The following is a 20,891-nucleotide window of genomic DNA, read 5'->3' as shown; positions in this document are numbered from 1 at the left end:
CTCCCTTTATGTACTATTTTAATTTTATCACATAAATGCTGAGAAAAGCCTATCTACGGACTTCTCCCCACATTTTTAAATCAAACATAGAATTACAGTTTCAAAACTAGGTATCTTGTTGAATTTATATGCAGCTTCTTTAGCATATAAATGAACATGATGTTTTGCAACTTTGATATGTGTTTTAAATGTTCTTCTTATATGTTTTCAAACTGATTCAATTTGGTTGGTATTTACACCAATTTTTGAAACATAGCCATCTTGATGGTTAACTGTTTCATGCTTAGTGAAAACTGATTTAAAATCGCAATATCCTTTTCAAGAATCAGTATATACAAGACATTTTGAAGAAATGTGGTTTTTTGCAAACTGCAAAAGATTTTTACTCTTTGCGTTTTTCAATACTTTCACAATTAAATTATTGGTTGTTTTTTGATAAATGCCAACAATCAAGGTTTTATTCACCAAGGATCTTCCTTGTTTTTTAAAACCCATATGTGAAAGATACATTTCATCAATTTGCACTGTACCTTCAACAATAAATTGAGGTTTTTGTTTTGCAATACGTGTTCTGATTTTATGAGTCATTCTTCAAGCAGTTTTCAAAGTCACTCCCAATTCTTTTGCAATATCTGTTGATGGAATTCCATGTTTGGTGTTTATTCATCTAAAGATAAGATAAAACCAAGATGTTAAAGATGTTTGTGACCTTGAAAATATGGTGCCTGTGAGAATGCTAAATGTTTGATTACATTTTAAACATCTCATTCTTTTTAAATCAGAAGTATTCAAATTAAAACTAAAACACCTAATACATTTGTTTTCTTTCAAATTTGCTATATATGCAAGACATTGCTGTTCATTTTGAAAAGCATTTTTGAATTCATTCAGTTTCATTATTCCCTCCACAAGTACATGTGGGGAGAAGTCCGATAATTAATTATAAAGAAATATTATTTTTTTCAATAACGAAAGTAGATACTGTATCTTCTTTATTGATATCTAATACTACTGTTGCAGAAAAACTTCTTGTAACTGATTCACTATTTCTTTCAATAAATTGATCAAGCGCCTTTTGTACTTCTGATATTTTTAACAAACTTGCATATAATTGTTCAGCATTACCTTTCAATAATAAACAATTTAAAAAACCCTTTTGTATATTATCTGTGATTTTCATTTTGTTTAAATTAAAAATTGTATTAAGTAATATACTATTTTCGGTTTTTTCAATATTTGGAGCAAAATAATTAGATATACCTTTATATTTTACTTCTAAGTTTTTATAAAAATTATTCATTATCTGAAAAAGATTTTTTTTACTAATAATTTCTTCGGGAAATAACTCTTTTAATAAATCAAGTCGTTTTAATTCTGTAATATTTAAATCTTTTTTTTCATTATACTCTGACTTCATTTTTTTCCTACTTTCTTTAATTTTCATTAACTCTAAATAAAATAAACCATTGTCGTTTAAAAACGACAATGGTTTATTTTACACTAGTAATTAATTGATATCATTATAATATACTTATTAAATTAAATCTACTAAAATTTAATAATTTTTCTATATTAAGTATGGATTATACTTTGAGTATATTCCTTAACACAATCATGAATTTTAACATCATAACTATTAAATAAATTTTCATAATCAACATTAAATGGCGCTAGTAATTGGTTTTTACTAGAAAAACGAGTAATTAATAAGTGAAAATAATGATGATCATTATTAGCATTTAAAGTTTGTTCATAATAAGCGAACCGTTCTTTATACTTAAATTGAATTGCTAATACTTTAAAATTATGTGATAAATAATTACGAACATCTTTAATATATTCTAACTGTTCTAATAAAATTTTACTATCATTAAATTCTTTGATACCAAAATAATGAGCAATCTTAGCGATACTTTTATCATTTAAAGTTTGTAATAATTTCATTGTTCATTCAAATGACATAACTTCTATTAAACTGCGTATTGTTCGTGATTTTAAAACACCACTTCTATTATATTTATTATAACCAGCACGAATCAAACGTAAAGCTGTTTTCATTTGAGCTAGGTGTTCTGGATTAAGAAAAGTAGCATTATCTAAATTTTGAACATTATCATTAAAAAGTTGATGTAATAAAGCATTTTTTAAAGAATTTTCAATCATTAAAATATGTTTTAAATACAATAAACGTAAATCAATGTTCAATAAAAATAAATCTTTAAGTTGATGTTAAGGATAATTACGCTTTAATAATTCTAAATATTTTTCTTCAACAATATTTTCTACAAATCATTCTTCATTTAATAACATGTAATTCACTCCTTAAATAAACTAACCTCTAATTTTATAAATACCAACGCGAATAGAAGAATTTTCAGATTCTTTTGTTTCACTTTTAATATCTACTTCTTTTTTTCTTCGTAACAACTCTTGTTCAATAAAGTCATCAACGTTCATATTGGTACTTTGATAAGTAGCAGTTCAATCAAATGTTTTATTAGTAAAGTTATTTTTAGGTTTATTACTATCTTTAAAAAATTCTTGTACTTCTTGATTCATAAATGCTTTTTGCTTACGTTTACGTGAAAATAAATTAGTAAAAAATTTCTTAAAATTAAAAATTGATAAAAACTGACGAAAATTAATAGTCATGGCTAAACCAAAAATTAAAATTGATGAATACAATAATGAATAACCGATAACTCGTAATACAAAACTATAATCTGTGAAATTATATGTTGGTGGATATTTATCAAAGAAATAAAGACATCCAAATAATGTTACTGCTAAAATTGGAATAATTAACACTAAAGTATTTTGAATAATAAAACGTAAATCACTATTATACGTCAAATGTTTTCAAACATAAACTCAGATTGAAATTAAACGATAAACTCAACCAATACAACTTGATAAAAGAATCATATATAAACTTAATGATAAATATTGATAACTTTGATGTTTTCAACCTAAATTTGATAGTATTCAACCCAAAATAACACCTAAAACAAGATTGATTATTGATTGAATATATGAACCTCAAATTGTTTCTTTGTGTTTTACAGTAGCATTTACAATAACTTTTCCTGGTTCGGTTGCCACTTGAATTGTATTTTTTAAAGATAAAAGTAAAATAAATCATGGTTGTGACAAAAATAAATTAATAAAAAGATTTTTTGAAGAATCAAAATTACCATCAGAATTATTAATATTTGTAATACTTAAAGCAGACACTAAATATTGAGTAATAATAAATTGATTAATAAATAAAAAACCAGCAATCATATAAGCATATAACTCAAATTTAGTATAGACAGTTCATCTAATTCGTCCACTTTTGGCAATTCAATATCCAAAAACTTCGCGAAAAGAACTAATTAAAATTAAAGCAATTGAGCGCATCGTTGTAGCAATAATAATATAAATAGTGTAAATTGATGTTGTTGTCAGTGATAAAAATAAAGTAATTAAAATAATATCAATGTTAGAAATAATCATGTCAGGTAAACGATTCAGGGCTACTCATCACGATTGTTTTAGCATCCTTTTTTGTTGTGTTCATTTTTTATGTTGTAATCATGGATATTCAATTTTAATAACGATAAAAGTAACAAATGCTTTTAATACACCACAAACAAAATAAGCAAAAAAAGGAATATACATATCTATCGGTTTACCATCAGACTTTCTAATAACTAATAACGTCATTAGTAAAATATACATAATAATCTCTGAAAAAATAAAAATTAAACGATTTAAATAACCTTTTTGATCAGCTTGAATTAAATTTTGATAAGCACCACTAAAATAAAAAAAGATTAATTCACGTGATCCTAAAGAAATAATAATAAGTGCTACTTGTCAAAAAGGAATTTCCATATCTAAACCAATTTCTGGTAAATGAACACTAGCTAATCCTAAAATAAAACCAGCACTGACAAGAATAATTAAATATATTCTTCCTGAATGATGATAATTTTTTCTTGTCGTATTAATAATATCGTTGACGGTTTCATAATCATCATTTTGTAACGGACGATATAAAGAAAAAATGGTAATTAAACCAAGTCCTCCTTCTGTCAAACTAAGGTAAGTCAAAAAAGAAATAATAACACGAATTAAACCATTAATTTTTTCACCGTATGCTAAACCAGTAACATAAAGAAAAGTTAACTGTAAAATAGAGATAACAATTGTCATGATAACACCAACAATTGTATTAAAAATACCTTTTTTAGTTGTCATTACTTCACCCAATCTATATAAATAAAACTAATTTTGTTTTTTATTTAAATATGTTAACAACCCAAAATTAAAAGTTCAATATTATTAATCACTATTAAAAATAAAAAATAGCAAAAAAATAAAAATGTAATCTATATATTAGTATAGATTAATTTTATCATTTTTCTTTTTTAATCTGTTTAATTAAATCTGTTTTTAAATCTTTTATTATAAAATTTTGATCATTCAAATAAGTAAATGGTTCTTCTAAATCATTAAATGACAAATAATAAGCAAATAATGCAATTTTATTAGGGGTAACTATTGTTGACCCATACTTAGTGTCACCAACAATTGGCAAATTTAAAAATTGTAAAGTACTACGAATTTGATGTTTTCTACCAGTAACTAATTGACACTCAACTAAAGTAAAGTCTTTAGTATTAAATATTGGTGTAAAGATGGTGCTACAACTTTTACTTTGTTCACTTGGTTCAATTGAAAATTTCATTTTCATTGTTAACTCATCATGAGTAATATAACCAGAAATATTTAAATTTTTAGTTAATTGGCCAGAACAAATAGCCAAATATTTTTTAATAATTTGACCATTTTTAGTAGCATTATGAAGTGCGTTTTGTGTGATTTTATTTTTTGGATAAATAATTAAACCCTTAGTTAGTTTATCTAAACGATACTGATGACTAATATTAAATGTTTGCTCACGTTTCTTCTTCGGGTATTTTTGTTGTAAATAATATTCGGACTTCTCCCCACATGTACTTGTGGAGGGAATAATGAAACTGAATGAATTCAACAATGCTTTTCAAATTGAACAGCAATGTCTTGCATATATAGCAAATTTGAAAGAAAACAAATGTATTAGGTGTTTTAGTTTTAATTTGAATACTTCTGATTTAAAAAGAATGAGATGTTTAAAATGTAATCAAACATTTAGCATTCTCACAGGCACCATATTTTCAAGGTCACAAACATCTTTAACATCTTGGTTTTATCTTATCTTTAGATGAATAAACACCAAACATGGAATTCCATCAACAGATATTGCAAAAGAATTGGGAGTGACTTTGAAAACTGCTTGAAGAATGACTCATAAAATCAGAACACGTATTGCAAAACAAAAACCTCAATTTATTGTTGAAGGTACAGTGCAAATTGATGAAATGTATCTTTCACATATGGGTTTTAAAAAACAAGGAAGATCCTTGGTGAATAAAACCTTGATTGTTGGCATTTATCAAAAAACAACCAATAATTTAATTGTGAAAGTATTGAAAAACGCAAAGAGTAAAAATCTTTTGCAGTTTGCAAAAAACCACATTTCTTCAAAATGTCTTGTATATACTGATTCTTGAAAAGGATATTGCGATTTTAAATCAGTTTTCACTAAGCATGAAACAGTTAACCATCAAGATGGCTATGTTTCAAAAATTGGTGTAAATACCAACCAAATTGAATCAGTTTGAAAACATATAAGAAGAACATTTAAAACACATATCAAAGTTGCAAAACATCATGTTCATTTATATGATAAAGAAGCTGCATATAAATTCAACAAGATACCTAGTTTTGAAACTGTAATTCTATGTTTGATTTAAAAATGTGGGGAGAAGTCCGTAGATAGGCTTTTCTCAGCATTTATGTGATAAAATTAAAATAGTACATAAAGGGAGAAAAGCCATAATATTTTACCATGTTATCTAAGCAAGAACCATATGGTTGGTGGACAACAATATTATGATCTTTATTAACAATTAAAAAATTATCATCTTCATAAAACAATTCAATTGGTGCTTCTTTAGTAATTTTTTCTGGTTTATATTTAACAACTAAATTACTTTCATAAATGACTACTAAATCATTTTCTTGTAAGCGATATTTAAAATAAGTAGTAGTTTTATTATTAACTCTGATTTTTTTTGTTCTAAATAAACGATAAATTTTTGACAGTGGTAGTGTTTTAAATACTTTTTTTAAATAATTAATTAAAGTTTGATCAGCATCATTGGCAGTAATTGTTAAGTTAGTCATAATTTCTCCTTTTAATTTTTATTAATAAAACCAGAAATAGTTGCAATTAGATTAGAAAAAGCATGTAAACCAATAGTATATGTAGTATTACCCCGTGTCATTATAAATAATAAGGGTAATATAATACTAAATCCTAAATAACCAATAATATTATTTCAATCACCACTATCCATAACATGCATTGATGGGAAATAAATTAATGAAGCTGCATATGCTAATCAACGATAACGAACAATGGTAAAAGTACCATGACGATATGATATTTCTTCATTAATTGGAGCAATAAAAATAGTACTAAGAACTAAAACAAAAATGCCATACGGACTATTCATTAATAAGTTTAAAACATCTTGATTTTTTGAAGTATTATTACTTGTTAACATATTAAATTCACTAAATTTAGGAATTATGTTGAAAATAATATTTAAAATAGTACCAATAACAGCAAAAATGGTAACTCAAGTTATTAAATCTAATTTTGCTTCTTTTAAAGTAGTAATAATTCTCTCACGTAATGATCTACAAAATACTAATACTAAAATTGATCCTAACAATTGAAATAACTGTTGAATTAAAAATGTAGTAGCAAGCGAAGTTACATCATCATCTTTACCACTAATAACTTTTGTTGCAATAAAAAATAAAAGAACAAATACTACACTAATAAAACCAAATACACTATGACTATAAGCAGCCCACCCGCCTTTTTTAATCATAGCTTCTCAATCAATACCAAGTGAAACAACTAAGCCAAAAATTGGCAATAAACTAAAAATAAAAAGACTAAGAAATGAACTTTGACTAGTATCTTTTACAGCATAAGTTTTGATTAAACTATAAAGAATTGGAATTATAATAAAAGATATAAGATAAATTATTGTTAGAGTTCAACTGGCTGTTTTGAAATTAAAGTTATTGGTGTCATCACAACTAAGTGATTTTGAAGTAAATTTATCAATAAATGATTGTTTTTGTTCATTTTTTTCTAAATTATTACTATTAATGTTATCAGTTTGGTTTACATTAATTCTACGTATGATATCATTGTTGTGAGAAACATTAATTTGATTAGATTTTTTATTAAACATGTATAAGTACTGCACGAAAACTTTCACCCTTTGTTAGTAAAATTAGTATTTAATATTAATTTTTAGTATAACATATAGTGAGAAATCTTGTAATATAATAAACTTGTAATTTTACATTAATTTATTATAATGCAATGCAATATTTATATGTGAAGAGTTTAAAAAGAAAAGGAGGATAGAAAAGAATGCCTAAATACAAGATTAATATTATCGATTTACCATATAATTATGATGCTTTAGAACCTTACATTTCACAAGAAACAATTAAACATCATTATGAAGAACTTCATAAGAAATATTTAACTTCTTTAAAATTAGTGATGGATAAACATCCGAAAGTTTTTTCTGATTATAATCTTGAAACTAAAGGGGAACTAAATCGTTTATTAAGTAATTATTGTAAATTAGAAGATATATGTGAGGATAAAGAAACTTGTAATGTAAAAAAATTACAAAGTAGCATTCGACAATTTGGTGGGGGAGTAATTAATCATAATCTTTTCTTTTCACTATTGGGGAAAAATAAAGGTTTTAATGAAAAATCAGCTATTGGTAAAGCAATCATTAATCGCTTTGAATCTTATGAAAAATTTGAAGCTGCTTTAACAAAAACTGCCATGGATATTTTTGGAAGTGGTTGAGCATGATTAGTAATTGATAATAATGGTACATTAAGACTATACAAAACTTTTAATCAAGACAATCCATGATTCTTGAACATGTACCCATTGATCGCTATTGATGTATGAGAACATGCACATTATCTACAATATAAAAATGAACAAGAGAAATACTTACAAGCATTATTAAAAGTTATCAATTGAGAACAAGTAAATAATAATTATCAAGAGTATTTAAATGAAAAAAATAAAAAATAAGTAAAAAAGAACTCAACTGAGTTCTTTTTTTATAATATTATTAATATTAATCTAAGCTAAGTTATTTTTTAGAAGAATTTTTGGAAGAAATAGCAGCAATTCTAGTTTTTTTAATTTCTGATTTTTTTTCTATTTTGATTTTTTCAACATGTTTTTTAAAACCACATCGATTACAATTCAATTGAATATTTTTTGCTTCTAAAAATTCGGCAATTAAAATAACCCTACCACAACGATGACAAGCAAAAGCATTTTCTGGCTTTTGTGCTAAACGAACAGATGCATATGTATCTTTCATAACTTACTCCTAACTCATATAAAATTAAAGTAATTATTTTTAGTTTTAATACTATACTTAAAACTTATCAAAGGTTAATATTAAAAAATGTGTCTAGTTATATACAAAAAAACCTTTAAGTCAAATAAACTTAATAGGAGTTTAAAAAACCAAATACTTAATTAGCCATTATTTTTTAATACTAATTTTATTATAATCATTTTTTTAAAAAAAATGTATATTATTATTTATTTATGCTTTTCTCCCTTTATGTACTATTTTAATTTTATCACATAAATGCTGAGAAAAGCCTATCTACTGACTTCTCCCCACATTTTTAAATCAAACATAGAATTACAGTTTCAAAACTAGGTATCTTGTTGAATTTATATGCAGCTTCTTTAGCATATAAATGAACATGATGTTTTGCAACTTTGATATGTGTTTTAAATGTTCTTCTTATATGTTTTCAAACTGATTCAATTTGGTTGGTATTTACACCAATTTTTGAAACATAGCCATCTTGATGGTTAACTGTTTCATGCTTAGTGAAAACTGATTTAAAATCGCAATATCCTTTTCAAGAATCAGTATATACAAGACATTTTGAAGAAATGTGGTTTTTTGCAAACTGCAAAAGATTTTTACTCTTTGCGTTTTTCAATACTTTCACAATTAAATTAGGCTTTTCTCCCTTTATGTACTATTTTAATTTTATCACATAAATGCTGAGAAAAGCCTATCTACGGACTTCTCCCCACATTTTTAAATCAAACATAGAATTACAGTTTCAAAACTAGGTATCTTGTTGAATTTATATGCAGCTTCTTTAGCATATAAATGAACATGATGTTTTGCAACTTTGATATGTGTTTTAAATGTTCTTCTTATATGTTTTCAAACTGATTCAATTTGGTTGGTATTTACACCAATTTTTGAAACATAGCCATCTTGATGGTTAACTGTTTCATGCTTAGTGAAAACTGATTTAAAATCGCAATATCCTTTTCAAGAATCAGTATATACAAGACATTTTGAAGAAATGTGGTTTTTTGCAAACTGCAAAAGATTTTTACTCTTTGCGTTTTTCAATACTTTCACAATTAAATTATTGGTTGTTTTTTGATAAATGCCAACAATCAAGGTTTTATTAACCAAGGATCTTCCTTGTTTTTTAAAACCCATATGTGAAAGATACATTTCATCAATTTGCACTGTACCTTCAACAATAAATTGAGGTTTTTGTTTTGCAATACGTGTTCTGATTTTATGAGTCATTCTTCAAGCAGTTTTCAAAGTCACTCCCAATTCTTTTGCAATATCTGTTGATGGAATTCCATGTTTGGTGTTTATTCATCTAAAGATAAGATAAAACCAAGATGTTAAAGATGTTTGTGACCTTGAAAATATGGTGCCTGTGAGAATGCTAAATGTTTGATTACATTTTAAACATCTCATTCTTTTTAAATCAGAAGTATTCAAATTAAAACTAAAACACCTAATACATTTGTTTTCTTTCAAATTTGCTATATATGCAAGACATTGCTGTTCAGTTTGAAAAGCATTTTTGAATTCATTCAGTTTCATTATTCCCTCCACAAGTACATGTGGGGAGAAGTCCGTTAAATTATTGGTTGTTTTTTGATAAATGCCAACAATCAAGGTTTTATTCACCAAGGATCTTCCTTGTTTTTTAAAACCCATATGTGAAAGATACATTTCATCAATTTGCACTGTACCTTCAACAATAAATTGAGTTTTTTGTTTTGCAATACGTGTTCTGATTTTATGAGTCATTCTTCAAGCATTTTTCAAAGTCACTCCCAATTCTTTTGCAATATCTGTTGATGGAATTCCATGTTTGGTGTTTATTCATCTAAAGATAAGATAAAACCAAGATGTTAAAGATGTTTGTGACCTTGAAAATATGGTGCCTGTGAGAATGCTAAATGTTTGATTACATTTTAAACATCTCATTCTTTTTAAATCAGAAGTATTCAAATTAAAACTAAAACACCTAATACATTTGTTTTCTTTCAAATTTGCTATATATGCAAGACATTGCTGTTCAGTTTGAAAAGCATTGTTGAATTCATTCATTTTCATTATTCCCTCCACAAGTACATGTGGGGAGAAGTCCGTTTATTTATTTTATTTACATTACTAAATTATACTTTTATAAAACAATATTACAATTAAAGTAATAATTCATTTATAATTAATTATGTCTTATTAACAAACCAATTAGGGGAGAAAGTAATATGAGTAACAAAAATAATGATATTAAAATTGAAATAATACAATTAAGAAACCAAATTAAACAATGAAATTATGAATATCATGTTTTAGATGCACCTACTGTTAGTGATGAACTTTATGATAGCGCCTATCATAGATTAGTAAAATTAGAAGAACAATATCCCCAATTTAATAGTAATGATTCTCCAACTAAAACTGTTGGTAATAAACCAATTAATTCTTTAACAAAAATTTTTCACCAACAACCAATGCTAAGTTTGGGTAATGCCTTTAATTATGAAGATTTACTAAAATTTGATCAACAAATTAAAAAAACATTATCAGAAAATAACATTGAATATGTTTGTGAACTAAAAATTGATGGTCTATCAATTTCCATAACTTATGAAAAAGGAGAATTAAAAACTGCTGCTACCAGAGGTGATGGAATTGCTGGTGAAGACATTACCAATAATATTTTGACAATTAAAACAATACCAAAAATAATACCAATTAATTCTAAATTAGAAGTAAGAGGAGAAATATATTTAAGTAAAGAAGAATTTAATCGCATTAATGAAAAACAACAACAACAAAACTTACCACTCTTTGCTAATCCTCGCAATGCTGCAGCTGGTACTATTCGTCAACTTGATATTAATATTGTTAATTCAAGAAAATTAGATGGCTTTCTTTACTATTATATTAATGCTACTAATGATAATATTAAAACCCATGAACAAGCATTATTTACCTTACAAAAATATGGTTTCAAAATTAATGAACAATGACAGTTATGTAAAAATATTGAAGAAGTATGAATTTATATTCAGAAATATGAAAAGTTAAGAAATACATTACCATATGAAATTGATGGTATTGTCATTAAAATTAATGATCTAACCAGTTATGATATGTTAGGAAGAACTAATAAGGCACCAAAATGAGCAATAGCTTATAAATTTCCTGCTGTTACTAGTGTTACTAAACTTTTAGATATATTTCCAACTGTTGGTAGAACAGGAAAAATAACCTATAATGCTAGATTACAACCAGTGATAATTGCTGGTACTACCGTTACTTTTGCCACACTTCATAATGGTGATTATATTATTAATCGTGATTTACGTATTAATGATTTAGTAAGTGTTAAAAAAGCTGGTGATATTATTCCAGAAGTAATTGCACCAATTATTAGTAATCGTCAAATAAACAATATTATTTTTAAAAAAGCTATACATTGTCCGGTTTGTAAAACAAAATTAGAACAAGTTCCGCCAGAAGTTGATCAATTTTGCATTAATAGTGACTGTCCATCACGAATTCTTAAATCATTAATGCACTTCTGTTCAAGAAATGCTATGGATATTATTGGTTTAAATGAAAAAATATTATTACGTTTTTTAGATTTAAAATGAATTAAAACTATTAGTGATATTTACAATTTAGTTAATTTACGAAAAGAAATACTATCATTACCACGTTTTGGTGAAAAATCTTTCACTAATCTTGCTAATTCAATTATTCTATCAAAACAAAATTCCTTAGAAAGACTTTTATTCGGTTTGGGAATTCGCCATGTTGGTCAAAAAACAGCAATTATTCTTGCAAAAAAATATTTAACTTTAAATAACTTAATGGAAGCAACCTTTGATGATCTAGCTAATACTAATGAAATTGGTCCAATAATCGCTACTAGTGTTATTGATTATTTCCTTAATCCTAATAATCAACAACTAATTAATAACTTGCAAAACTTTAAACTTAACTTTAATTATTTACAAAAAAACCAATCACAAGTATTGAATGGTAAAACTTTTGTCTTAACAGGAACTTTAACTAAAAGTCGTAACGAATTCATTGAATTATTAAATAACTATGGTGCTAAAATTACCAATACTATTAGTAATAATACTTCTTATTTAATTGTTGGAGAAAATCCAGGAAATAAATTAGCACAAGCACGCAAACTTAATGTTAAAATTATTAATGAAGAGCAATTACAAAATTTATTGAAAGAGGTAGCTAAAAATGGATAAAATTGAAAAGAAAATGACAACAAAAATGCTACATGAATTTGCTAACGAACTTATGTTCAATTTAAGCGAAGAACAATGTGAAAATCTTTTACTAGAATTTAAAGCTATTGAAAAACAAATGGAAATTGTAACAAATATCAATACAAATGATATTGAACCTTTAAATTACCCATTTCCTATTATTAATAATTTATTACGTTCCGATAATGTTGGAGCTCATTTAACGTCTAAAAGTTTTTTAAATATTGCTCCAGAAGTTGAAAATAATTACATTAGTATTAATCAGGTGATTAATCATGAAAATTAATTACCACCAACTTTCAATTCGTCAACTTCATGAATTATTAAAAACAAAAATACTTACTCCAGATCAATTAACTAAATTAGTATACAAACGATTAGAACAATTCAAAAAATTAAATGGTGTTGTTACTTCACTAGAACAAAATGCCATTAAACAAACAAAATTAATTACTGAACAAGAAATTAATGATAATTTATTAGCAGCAATTCCATTTGTAATGAAAGATAATATTGCTACTATTAATTTCTTAACAACAGGTTCATCAAAAATTCTTGCTAATTTTATTCCTAATTATGACAGTACTGTTAATATGTTATTAACAAATAATAAAGCCATTAATATAGCTAAAACTGCTCTTGATGAACTAGGAATGGGTGGAGATGGTTTATATGCAGCTACTGGTCATGTCTTAAACCCTTGGAATTTAAAACATATCACTGGTGGTAGTTCTAGTGGCAGTGCAGCTTTAGTCGCTGCTGGAATTGTACCATTTGCTTTAGGAACAGATACTGGTGATTCAATACGTAAACCTGCCGCTTATTGTGGTATTGTTGGTTTTAAACCAACGTATGGTTTAATTTCACGAAATGGTGTTTTTCCTTATGCTCCAAGTTTAGACACAGTTGGTATATTTACTAATCATGTCGAAGATATTGCCATTGTCTTGGATAGTATTGCTTTATTTGATGAACAAGACTTTACTAGTGTTCAAAGTAAAAAAAAAAACTATACTAAAAACTTAAATCAAAATATAGAAGGTAAAAATATTGCTATTTTAAATTATAATGATTATCAGTGAAATGATATAGTTAAATCTAGTTTTGATGAAGCAATAAAGCATTTAACTGATGGTGGTGCAAAAGTTCAACAAATTGAATTTAATAAAGAATTATTACAATCTTTATTACCAGTCTACATGATTATTTCTTTTGCTGAAGCAACCAGTTGCCATGCAAATCTAACTGGTATTAATTTTGGTGTTCGTAAAAATGGTAAAAATTATCAAGAAGTTATGACAAATTCACGAACATTTGGTTTCGGTGATATGGTAAAACGCAGATACATTATTGGTGCATATGCTTTATCTGAAAATCATCAAGAAGAATTATTTAACAAAGCTAAAAAAGTAAGAAGATTAATTGTTGAACATTTAAATACTATCTTTAAAAAATATGATGCTTTCATTATTATGCCAAATATTAATCCAGCTCCAAAAATTAAAGATGTATTAGAACAAAAAAAAGTTATTAAAAGTGAACATGATTATTTAGAAGACTTACTACTACTTTCTAACTTAAATGGTGGACCAAGCATTAATATTCCGTTAACTACTGTTAATGGTTTACCGATTGGTTTTAATATTAATGGTGCACCTTTCAATGATCAAGTTATATTGAATATTGCTTCATTTTTAAGTAAAAAAATTAATTTTAATAATAAACTACTAGGTGATGATCATGAATAATAAATATGATGTTGTAATGGGTATTGAAATCCACTGTGAATTAAAAACTAAAACTAAATGTTTTTCCAACGCCGCCAATACTTTTGGTCAAAAACCAAATACTCAAATTAATGCCATTGATTGTGGCTATCCAGGAACATTACCAACAGTTAATCAAGCTGTTATTATAATGGCAATTCAAACATGTACTGCTTTAAAAATGAATATTGATCCACTATTACGTTTTGATCGAAAAAGTTATTTTTATCCCGATTTACCTAAAGGTTATCAAATCACACAATTTTTTCATCCAATTGGTACAAACGGTGAATTACCAATAGTTGTAAATAATGAAGAATTTATTGTTAGCTTTGAACGCTTACATATTGAAGAAGACACAGCAAAACAAATTCATAATAATAAAAAAACATTACTAGACTATAATCGAGCAGGAATTCCCTTATTAGAAATTGTTACTAAACCAATTTTTAAAACAAGCGAACAAGTAGTAGCATATATTAATACTCTACGTCAATTATTAATTCATTTACAAGTTAGTGATGCTAAAATGAATGAAGGTTCATTACGATGCGATATTAATATATCGTTAAAACCACATGGTAGTGATACTTTAGGTACCAAAGTTGAAATTAAAAATTTAAATTCTACACATAATATTACTTTAGCAATAAATGATGAAATTAATCGTCAAACTAATATTTTAAATAAAAAACAAAAAATTAATCTTGAAACTAGAAGATTTGATGAAAAAACTAATAAAACAATTAGCATGCGTAGCAAAGAAAATAAAATTGATTATAAATACTTTCCTGAACCAAATATTTTTCCAATTCAACTAGACGAAAAATTAATCAAAATGATTGCTAAAAATCCTCCTGAATTGCCTAAACAAATAATGGAAAGATTAAAAAAACAATACAATTTACCAATAAAAGATATTAATTTATTAATTGACAAAGTAGAAATATTAACTATTTTTGAACAAACAGTTGCCATTAATAATTTAATATTACCTACGTTTAATTATTTAGTAGGTCCTGTGCAAGCTTATTGTAATGTTAATAACACTACTATTAAAAACAGCGAACTTACTGCTAATAATCTATCACAATTAGTTAGTCTAGTTTATGAGCAAAAAATTAATGATAAACAAAGTAAACAGTTATTAAATGCAATTATGATTAATAGTGAAAAAAGCCCTACCGATCTTATTAGAACATTAGGTATTACTTTAGTAAGTGATAGTAATGATTTAGAAAAAATATTAATCACAATTTTAAAAGCAAATGAAAACATGATTACTATTTATAAAGTCAATCCAGAAAAAGCATTAAAATTTTTTATGGGTCAATTAATGAAACTAACTAAAGGACAAGCAAATCCACAAGTTTCTAAAGAAATATTAAAAAAATTGATTGAAAACTATAATTAGTTTCAATCAATTTTTAATGGCTTTTCTCCCTTTATGTACTATTTTAATTTTATCACATAAATGCTGAGAAAAGCCTATCTACGGACTTCTCCCCACATTTTTAAATCAAACATAGAATTACAGTTTCAAAACTAGGTATCTTGTTGAATTTATATGCAGCTTCTTTAGCATATAAATGAACATGATGTTTTGCAACTTTGATATGTGTTTTAAATGTTCTTCTTATATGTTTTCAAACTGATTCAATTTGGTTGGTATTTACACCAATTTTTGAAACATAGCCATCTTGATGGTTAACTGTTTCATGCTTAGTGAAAACTGATTTAAAATCGCAATATCCTTTTCAAGAATCAGTATATACAAGACATTTTGAAGAAATGTGGTTTTTTGCAAACTGCAAAAGATTTTTACTCTTTGCGTTTTTCAATACTTTCACAATTAAATTATTGGTTGTTTTTTGATAAATGCCAACAATCAAGGTTTTATTCACCAAGGATCTTCCTTGTTTTTTAAAACCCATATGTGAAAGATACATTTCATCAATTTGCACTGTACCTTCAACAATAAATTGAGTTTTTTGTTTTGCAATACGTGTTCTGATTTTATGAGTCATTCTTCAAGCAGTTTTCAAAGTCACTCCCAATTCTTTTGCAATATCTGTTGATGGAATTCCATGTTTGGTGTTTATTCATCTAAAGATAAGATAAAACCAAGATGTTAAAGATGTTTGTGACCTTGAAAATATGGTGCCTGTGAGAATGCTAAATGTTTGATTACATTTTAAACATCTCATTCTTTTTAAATCAGAAGTATTCAAATTAAAACTAAAACACCTAATACATTTGTTTTCTTTCAAATTTGCTATATATGCAAGACATTGCTGTTCAATTTGAAAAGCATTGTTGAATTCATTCAGTTTCATTATTCCCTCCACAAGTACATGTGGGGAGAAGTCCGTTTTTAATTATGAATTTTTATATTATACTTTGAATATTTTTATTATAAATTATATACTAATATTTTATTTAAAATCTACATCTTCAATTAAATTTTCTTTAATTACTAAATCATCATTTGTCTTATTAATAATTAATGAATATTTTATTAAAATATTTCCTTTTATTCTTTTAAGTAACTTTCTTAATTTTAATTAAAATTATTTGTTGGTCTTAAAAATTGTAATGACATTGTTAAATTATTAACTAATGTTTTATTTGTCAATTCTGGTTTATTTAATTGGATGGTTATTGTTTGATCATTAATATTTCTTTGATTCAAATTTGATTCATTATTTTTTTGTTGTAATTGTTGTATCTTTTCATGTAATTCATTACTTTTTTGTTGTAATGTTTGCATTTGAACATGTAATTCATATTGTTTAATTTCTAAATTAGTAATTTGTTTTTCTAAAGATGCTATTTTAAAATTTGCTTTTTTTGGTATTTCTAAAAGAATTTTAAAATTAGTAAGTTTATTATTTTGATAATCAGCTTTTAATTCTTTTTCTAATTTATCTTTAATATCTTTAATATTTTCTTTTAATTTTGTCTTTTGATTCTCTATCAAGATATTTTTTTGTTTTAACTTCTGCTGTTGTTTTTGTAAAAATTTTATGTCCCTATCAAAAATCTCTTTTCATAAAAGTTTTATTTTACTATTTAAAGTTAGTAAATCGCTTTCTGCTTCTATCAATTTACTATTAAAATAAACTCTAAACCTTAATACTTTTAATAAAATTTTCTTTAAATGTTTTTTAGAAAAATTATCTTTTTCAATTTGTTTATTAATAAATAAATTTAATACTTTTATTTTTTTAAAATATTTTTCATTTATTATTAAATGAAAAATATCTTTATTTTTTTTAAAATTAATAAAATCTTCAAGTATTTTTGGTAAAAAAACCTCTTTTAAAGTAGTTAATTGAAAATTATATGAATAATTATTTATTTCATCATTTAATTCTAAGATTAAGGAATTTGTTCAATCTTCAATAATTTTAAGTGAATCAAATTTCCCTTTTAGAATTGGTATCTTTTTATCCAAACATTTTATTTTATATTGTGTTCATTTATTACTAAAAAAATAAATATAATTGTCCATTGTTCTTCATCCTTTACATAAAATTATTATCGGACTTCTCCCCACATGTACTTGTGGAGGGAATAATGAAACTGAATGAATTCAACAATGCTTTTCAAACTGAACAGCAATGTCTTGCATATATAGCAAATTTGAAAGAAAACAAATGTATTAGGTGTTTTAATTTTAATTTGAATACTTCTGATTTAAAAAGAATGAGATGTTTAAAATGTAATCAAACATTTAGCATTCTCACAGGCACCATATTTTCAAGGTCACAAACATCTTTAACATCTTGGTTTTATCTTATCTTTAGATGAATAAACACCAAACATGGAATTCCATAGAAATGTTTAGTAATCTGTGTAACTTACAAAAATAACTATGTTTAATTAATTCTAGTAAATATAATTAAATGACTAGAAAGAGTGAGTTACAGATGGCTAAAAAAGATAACTTTAATAATAATGATCCAATATCAAAAGCAGTAGATTTATTACTAGAAAATACTCAAGATTTAACAACAGTTTTTAAACCTGGCGGTTTATATAAAGAATTAACAAAAAGATTAGTTGAAAAAATGTTGAATTCTGAAATGCAAAATTATTTAGGATATGAAAAAAATCAACATACTACTACTGAAAATTCTCGTAATGGTACAAGTTCAAAAAAATTAATAACTCAACAAGGTAAAATTGAAATTGATGTACCAAGAGATCGCAATAGTAATTTTACTCCTGTAATAGTTCCTAAAAGGCAAAGAAGATTTGATGGTTTTGATCAACAAGTTCTTTCCTTGTATGCAAAAGGAATGACATTATCTGACATTAGAATGCAGTTGCAAGAGTTATATCATGGTGCTGATATTAGTGAAAGTGTTATTAGTCAAATTACTGATGATGTTATTGATGATGTTAAAGCATGACAAAATCGACCATTAGAAAGTATTTATCCTATTGTTTATTTTGATTGTATAGTATTTAAAGTACGACAAGATAAACGGATTATTAACAAATCAGTTTATATAGCATTAGGAGTTGATTTAGAAGGCAAAAAAGATGTTTTAGGATTATGAATTAGTGAAAATGAAGGTTCTAAGTTTTGATTATCTAATTTCACAGAAATGAAAAATCGTGGCTTAAATGATATTCTTATTGCTTGTAGTGATAATTTAACAGGCATGTCAGAAGCAATACAATCAGTTTATCCTAAAACAGAACATCAATTATGCATTGTTCATCAAATTATAAATAGTTTAAAATATGTTTCATACAAACATCGAAAAGGTCTAGTTGCAGATTTAAAACCAATTTATAGTGCATGTAGTGAAGAACAAGCAATGCAAGCTTTAGAATCGTTTGAAAGTAAATGAAATAAACAATATCCTCAAATTACTAAATCTTGATATAAAAATTGAGATAATTTAATGGTTTTTATTAGTTATCCAGTAGAAATCAAAAGAGTGATTTATACTACAAATGCTATTGAATCTGTTAATAGTCAATTACGAAAAATCATCAGAAATAAAAAAGTTTTTCCTAATGATATGGCAGTTTTCAAAATATTTTACTTGGCAATTGAAAATATAACAAAAAAATGAACATTGCCTATTCAAAATTGAAATACAGCAATTGCTCATTTTATGATAAAATTTGAAGACAGAATTAATCTAAATTAGTAACTTTGTAAAACAAAGATACACAGATTATTAAAAAGCCTCACTTAGTTACTTTTTTCCAAATATAATATCATATAATAAGTTATCCAATATTTATATGTTTATAATGTTTAAAAATATGAAAAAAATAAACATTTTGTAAAATAAAACGGACTTCTCCCCACATGTACTTGTGGAGGGAATAATGAAACTGAATGAATTCAACAATGCTTTTCAAACTGAACAGCAATGTCTTGCATATATAGCAAATTTGAAAGAAAACAAATGTATTAGGTGTTTTAATTTTAATTTGAATAATTCTGATTTAAAAAGAATGAGATGTTTAAAATGTAATCAAACATTTAGCATTCTCACAGGCACCATATTTTCAAGGTCACAAACATCTTTAACATCTTGGTTTTATCTTATCTTTAGATGAATAAACACCAAACATGGAATTCCATCAACAGATATTGCAAAAGAATTGGGAGTGACTTTGAAAACTGCTTGAAGAATGACTCATAAAATCAGAACACGTATTGCAAAACAAAAACATCAATTTATTGTTGAAGGTACAGTGCAAATTGATGAAATGTATCTTTCACATATGGGTTTTAAAAAACAAGGAAGATCCTTGGTGAATAAAACCTTGATTGTTGGCATTTATCAAAAAACAACCAATAATTTAATTGTGAAAGTATTGAAAAACGCAAAGAGTAAAAATCTTTTGCAGTTTGCAAAAAACCACATTTCTTCAAAATGTCTTGTATATACTGATTCTTGAAAATGATATTGCGATTTTAAATCAGTTTTCACTAAGCATGAAACAGTTAACCATCAAGATGGCTATGTTTCAAAAATTGGTGTAAATACCAACCAAATTGAATCAGTTTGAAAACATATAAGAAGAACATTTAAAACACATATCAAAGTTGCAAAACATCATGTTCATTTATATGCTAAAGAAGCTGCATATAAATTCAACAAGATACCTAGTTTTGAAACTGTAATTCTATGTTTGATTTAAAAATGTGGGGAGAAGTCCGTAGATAGGCTTTTCTCAGCATTTATGTGATAAAATTAAAATAGTACATAAAGGGATAAAAGCCAAATAAAATACTCCTTTTAAATTAAAAGGAGTATTAATATTATTTTTAT

Annotated in this window: 25 protein-coding genes; 12 read left to right on the top strand and 13 right to left on the bottom strand. The window is 25.5% G+C overall.

What is annotated here, in order from left to right; all coding sequences use genetic code 4:
- Window positions 1-75 precede the first annotated feature (75 nt).
- Entirely contained in the window at window positions 76-897 is an 822-nt protein-coding gene (locus AACL02_RS04220; RefSeq protein WP_339042924.1) for an IS1595 family transposase, read from the bottom strand.
- Here AACL02_RS04220 and AACL02_RS04215 point away from each other — a divergent pair.
- On the top strand, window positions 843-1,250 hold the full coding sequence (locus tag AACL02_RS04215) for a hypothetical protein (protein ID WP_339042923.1): 408 nt from the start codon (window positions 843-845) through the stop codon (window positions 1,248-1,250). The two genes, AACL02_RS04220 and AACL02_RS04215, sit on opposite strands and share 55 nt — an antisense overlap.
- Before the next feature lie 322 nt (window positions 1,251-1,572).
- Here AACL02_RS04215 and AACL02_RS04210 read toward each other — a convergent pair whose 3' ends face one another.
- The 4 genes from AACL02_RS04210 to AACL02_RS04195 form a co-directional block, all read right to left on the bottom strand.
- Window positions 1,573-2,214, bottom strand: a complete 642-nt coding sequence (locus AACL02_RS04210; protein ID WP_339043575.1) for an Abi family protein — start codon at window positions 2,212-2,214, stop codon at window positions 1,573-1,575.
- Between the two features lie 117 nt (window positions 2,215-2,331).
- Window positions 2,332-4,245 carry a hypothetical protein gene (locus AACL02_RS04205; protein WP_339042921.1) on the bottom strand — a complete coding sequence of 638 codons (1,914 nt, stop codon included), beginning with the start codon at window positions 4,243-4,245 and terminating at the stop codon, window positions 2,332-2,334.
- Window positions 4,246-4,399: 154 nt separating this feature from the next.
- Window positions 4,400-4,933: an RNA pseudouridine synthase gene (locus AACL02_RS04200; RefSeq protein WP_339043573.1), complete on the bottom strand. Its 534-nt coding sequence runs from the start codon at window positions 4,931-4,933 to the stop codon at window positions 4,400-4,402.
- On the bottom strand, window positions 4,912-5,076 hold the full coding sequence (locus AACL02_RS04195; protein WP_339042919.1) for a hypothetical protein: 165 nt from the start codon (window positions 5,074-5,076) through the stop codon (window positions 4,912-4,914). Before AACL02_RS04195 ends, AACL02_RS04200 begins: the two co-directional genes overlap by 22 nt.
- Here AACL02_RS04195 and AACL02_RS04190 point away from each other — a divergent pair.
- On the top strand, window positions 5,022-5,843 hold the full coding sequence (locus tag AACL02_RS04190; protein ID WP_339042917.1) for an IS1595 family transposase: 822 nt from the start codon (window positions 5,022-5,024) through the stop codon (window positions 5,841-5,843). The genes AACL02_RS04195 and AACL02_RS04190 overlap by 55 nt on opposite strands.
- A gap of 40 nt (window positions 5,844-5,883) precedes the next feature.
- On the opposite strand, the gene AACL02_RS04185 is transcribed toward AACL02_RS04190, so the two are convergent.
- Window positions 5,884-6,276, bottom strand: coding sequence for a hypothetical protein (locus AACL02_RS04185; protein WP_339042915.1), 393 nt, complete (start codon window positions 6,274-6,276; stop codon window positions 5,884-5,886).
- A gap of 11 nt (window positions 6,277-6,287) precedes the next feature.
- Window positions 6,288-7,364 carry a type II CAAX endopeptidase family protein gene (locus AACL02_RS04180; protein ID WP_338960085.1) on the bottom strand — a complete coding sequence of 359 codons (1,077 nt, stop codon included), beginning with the start codon at window positions 7,362-7,364 and terminating at the stop codon, window positions 6,288-6,290.
- A gap of 185 nt (window positions 7,365-7,549) precedes the next feature.
- On the opposite strand from AACL02_RS04180, the gene AACL02_RS04175 reads away from it, so the two are divergent.
- The gene (locus AACL02_RS04175; protein ID WP_338960088.1) at window positions 7,550-8,242 is read left to right on the top strand and encodes a superoxide dismutase; all 693 of its coding nucleotides are present in this window, start codon (window positions 7,550-7,552) and stop codon (window positions 8,240-8,242) included.
- Window positions 8,243-8,303: 61 nt separating this feature from the next.
- Here the strand turns inward: AACL02_RS04175 and AACL02_RS04170 are convergent, their stop codons facing one another.
- From AACL02_RS04170 to AACL02_RS04160, 3 genes are all read right to left on the bottom strand, one after another.
- On the bottom strand, window positions 8,304-8,540 hold the full coding sequence (locus AACL02_RS04170) for a hypothetical protein (protein WP_281748081.1): 237 nt from the start codon (window positions 8,538-8,540) through the stop codon (window positions 8,304-8,306).
- A 316-nt stretch (window positions 8,541-8,856) separates the two neighbouring features.
- Window positions 8,857-9,198, bottom strand: a complete 342-nt coding sequence (locus AACL02_RS04165) for a transposase (protein ID WP_339043571.1) — start codon at window positions 9,196-9,198, stop codon at window positions 8,857-8,859.
- Between the two features lie 86 nt (window positions 9,199-9,284).
- A complete protein-coding gene (locus tag AACL02_RS04160) occupies window positions 9,285-10,625 on the bottom strand; it encodes an IS1595 family transposase (protein WP_339042912.1) in 1,341 nt (446 codons plus the stop codon).
- On the opposite strand from AACL02_RS04160, the gene AACL02_RS04155 reads away from it, so the two are divergent.
- From AACL02_RS04155 to gatB, 5 genes are read left to right on the top strand one after another with little or no spacing between them, the layout of a single operon-like run.
- A complete protein-coding gene (locus AACL02_RS04155) occupies window positions 10,571-10,723 on the top strand; it encodes a hypothetical protein (RefSeq protein ID WP_339042910.1) in 153 nt (50 codons plus the stop codon). The genes AACL02_RS04160 and AACL02_RS04155 overlap by 55 nt on opposite strands.
- A gap of 57 nt (window positions 10,724-10,780) precedes the next feature.
- Entirely contained in the window at window positions 10,781-12,796 is a 2,016-nt protein-coding gene (ligA, locus tag AACL02_RS04150; protein ID WP_339042908.1) for an NAD-dependent DNA ligase LigA, read from the top strand.
- On the top strand, window positions 12,789-13,103 hold the full coding sequence (gatC, locus tag AACL02_RS04145) for an Asp-tRNA(Asn)/Glu-tRNA(Gln) amidotransferase subunit GatC (protein ID WP_339042906.1): 315 nt from the start codon (window positions 12,789-12,791) through the stop codon (window positions 13,101-13,103). The genes ligA and gatC overlap by 8 nt, the downstream gene beginning before the upstream one ends.
- The gene (locus AACL02_RS04140; protein WP_339042904.1) at window positions 13,093-14,565 is read left to right on the top strand and encodes an amidase family protein; all 1,473 of its coding nucleotides are present in this window, start codon (window positions 13,093-13,095) and stop codon (window positions 14,563-14,565) included. Before gatC ends, AACL02_RS04140 begins: the two co-directional genes overlap by 11 nt.
- Window positions 14,558-15,997: an Asp-tRNA(Asn)/Glu-tRNA(Gln) amidotransferase subunit GatB gene (gene gatB / locus AACL02_RS04135; RefSeq protein WP_339042902.1), complete on the top strand. Its 1,440-nt coding sequence runs from the start codon at window positions 14,558-14,560 to the stop codon at window positions 15,995-15,997. The genes AACL02_RS04140 and gatB overlap by 8 nt, the downstream gene beginning before the upstream one ends.
- Before the next feature lie 100 nt (window positions 15,998-16,097).
- On the opposite strand, the gene AACL02_RS04130 is transcribed toward gatB, so the two are convergent.
- Window positions 16,098-16,919 carry an IS1595 family transposase gene (locus AACL02_RS04130; RefSeq protein WP_339042900.1) on the bottom strand — a complete coding sequence of 274 codons (822 nt, stop codon included), beginning with the start codon at window positions 16,917-16,919 and terminating at the stop codon, window positions 16,098-16,100.
- Here AACL02_RS04130 and AACL02_RS04125 point away from each other — a divergent pair.
- Entirely contained in the window at window positions 16,865-17,002 is a 138-nt protein-coding gene (locus AACL02_RS04125) for a hypothetical protein (protein WP_339042898.1), read from the top strand. The genes AACL02_RS04130 and AACL02_RS04125 overlap by 55 nt on opposite strands.
- A gap of 141 nt (window positions 17,003-17,143) precedes the next feature.
- Here AACL02_RS04125 and AACL02_RS04120 read toward each other — a convergent pair whose 3' ends face one another.
- Window positions 17,144-18,217 carry a hypothetical protein gene (locus AACL02_RS04120; RefSeq protein WP_339042896.1) on the bottom strand — a complete coding sequence of 358 codons (1,074 nt, stop codon included), beginning with the start codon at window positions 18,215-18,217 and terminating at the stop codon, window positions 17,144-17,146.
- Here AACL02_RS04120 and AACL02_RS04115 point away from each other — a divergent pair.
- On the top strand, window positions 18,163-18,423 hold the full coding sequence (locus AACL02_RS04115; RefSeq protein WP_339040794.1) for a hypothetical protein: 261 nt from the start codon (window positions 18,163-18,165) through the stop codon (window positions 18,421-18,423). The genes AACL02_RS04120 and AACL02_RS04115 overlap by 55 nt on opposite strands.
- Before the next feature lie 92 nt (window positions 18,424-18,515).
- On the top strand, window positions 18,516-19,754 hold the full coding sequence (locus AACL02_RS04110) for an IS256 family transposase (RefSeq protein ID WP_339043569.1): 1,239 nt from the start codon (window positions 18,516-18,518) through the stop codon (window positions 19,752-19,754).
- 110 nt (window positions 19,755-19,864) lie between these two features.
- Here the strand turns inward: AACL02_RS04110 and AACL02_RS04105 are convergent, their stop codons facing one another.
- A complete protein-coding gene (locus tag AACL02_RS04105; protein WP_339042894.1) occupies window positions 19,865-19,993 on the bottom strand; it encodes a hypothetical protein in 129 nt (42 codons plus the stop codon).
- On the opposite strand from AACL02_RS04105, the gene AACL02_RS04100 reads away from it, so the two are divergent.
- Complete coding sequence (locus tag AACL02_RS04100) at window positions 19,939-20,760, top strand: IS1595 family transposase (RefSeq protein ID WP_339042891.1); 822 nt, start codon at window positions 19,939-19,941, stop codon at window positions 20,758-20,760. The genes AACL02_RS04105 and AACL02_RS04100 overlap by 55 nt on opposite strands.
- Window positions 20,761-20,891: the final 131 nt, after the last annotated feature.

It is taken from the genome of Spiroplasma endosymbiont of Apeira syringaria, from assembly GCF_964020205.1.
Taxonomy (GTDB): Bacteria; Bacillota_I; Bacilli_A; order Mycoplasmatales; family VBWQ01; genus Spiroplasma_E; species Spiroplasma_E ixodetis_A.
Note: the sequence above shows the minus strand (reverse complement) of the source record. Positions and strands in the feature narration are given on the sequence as shown.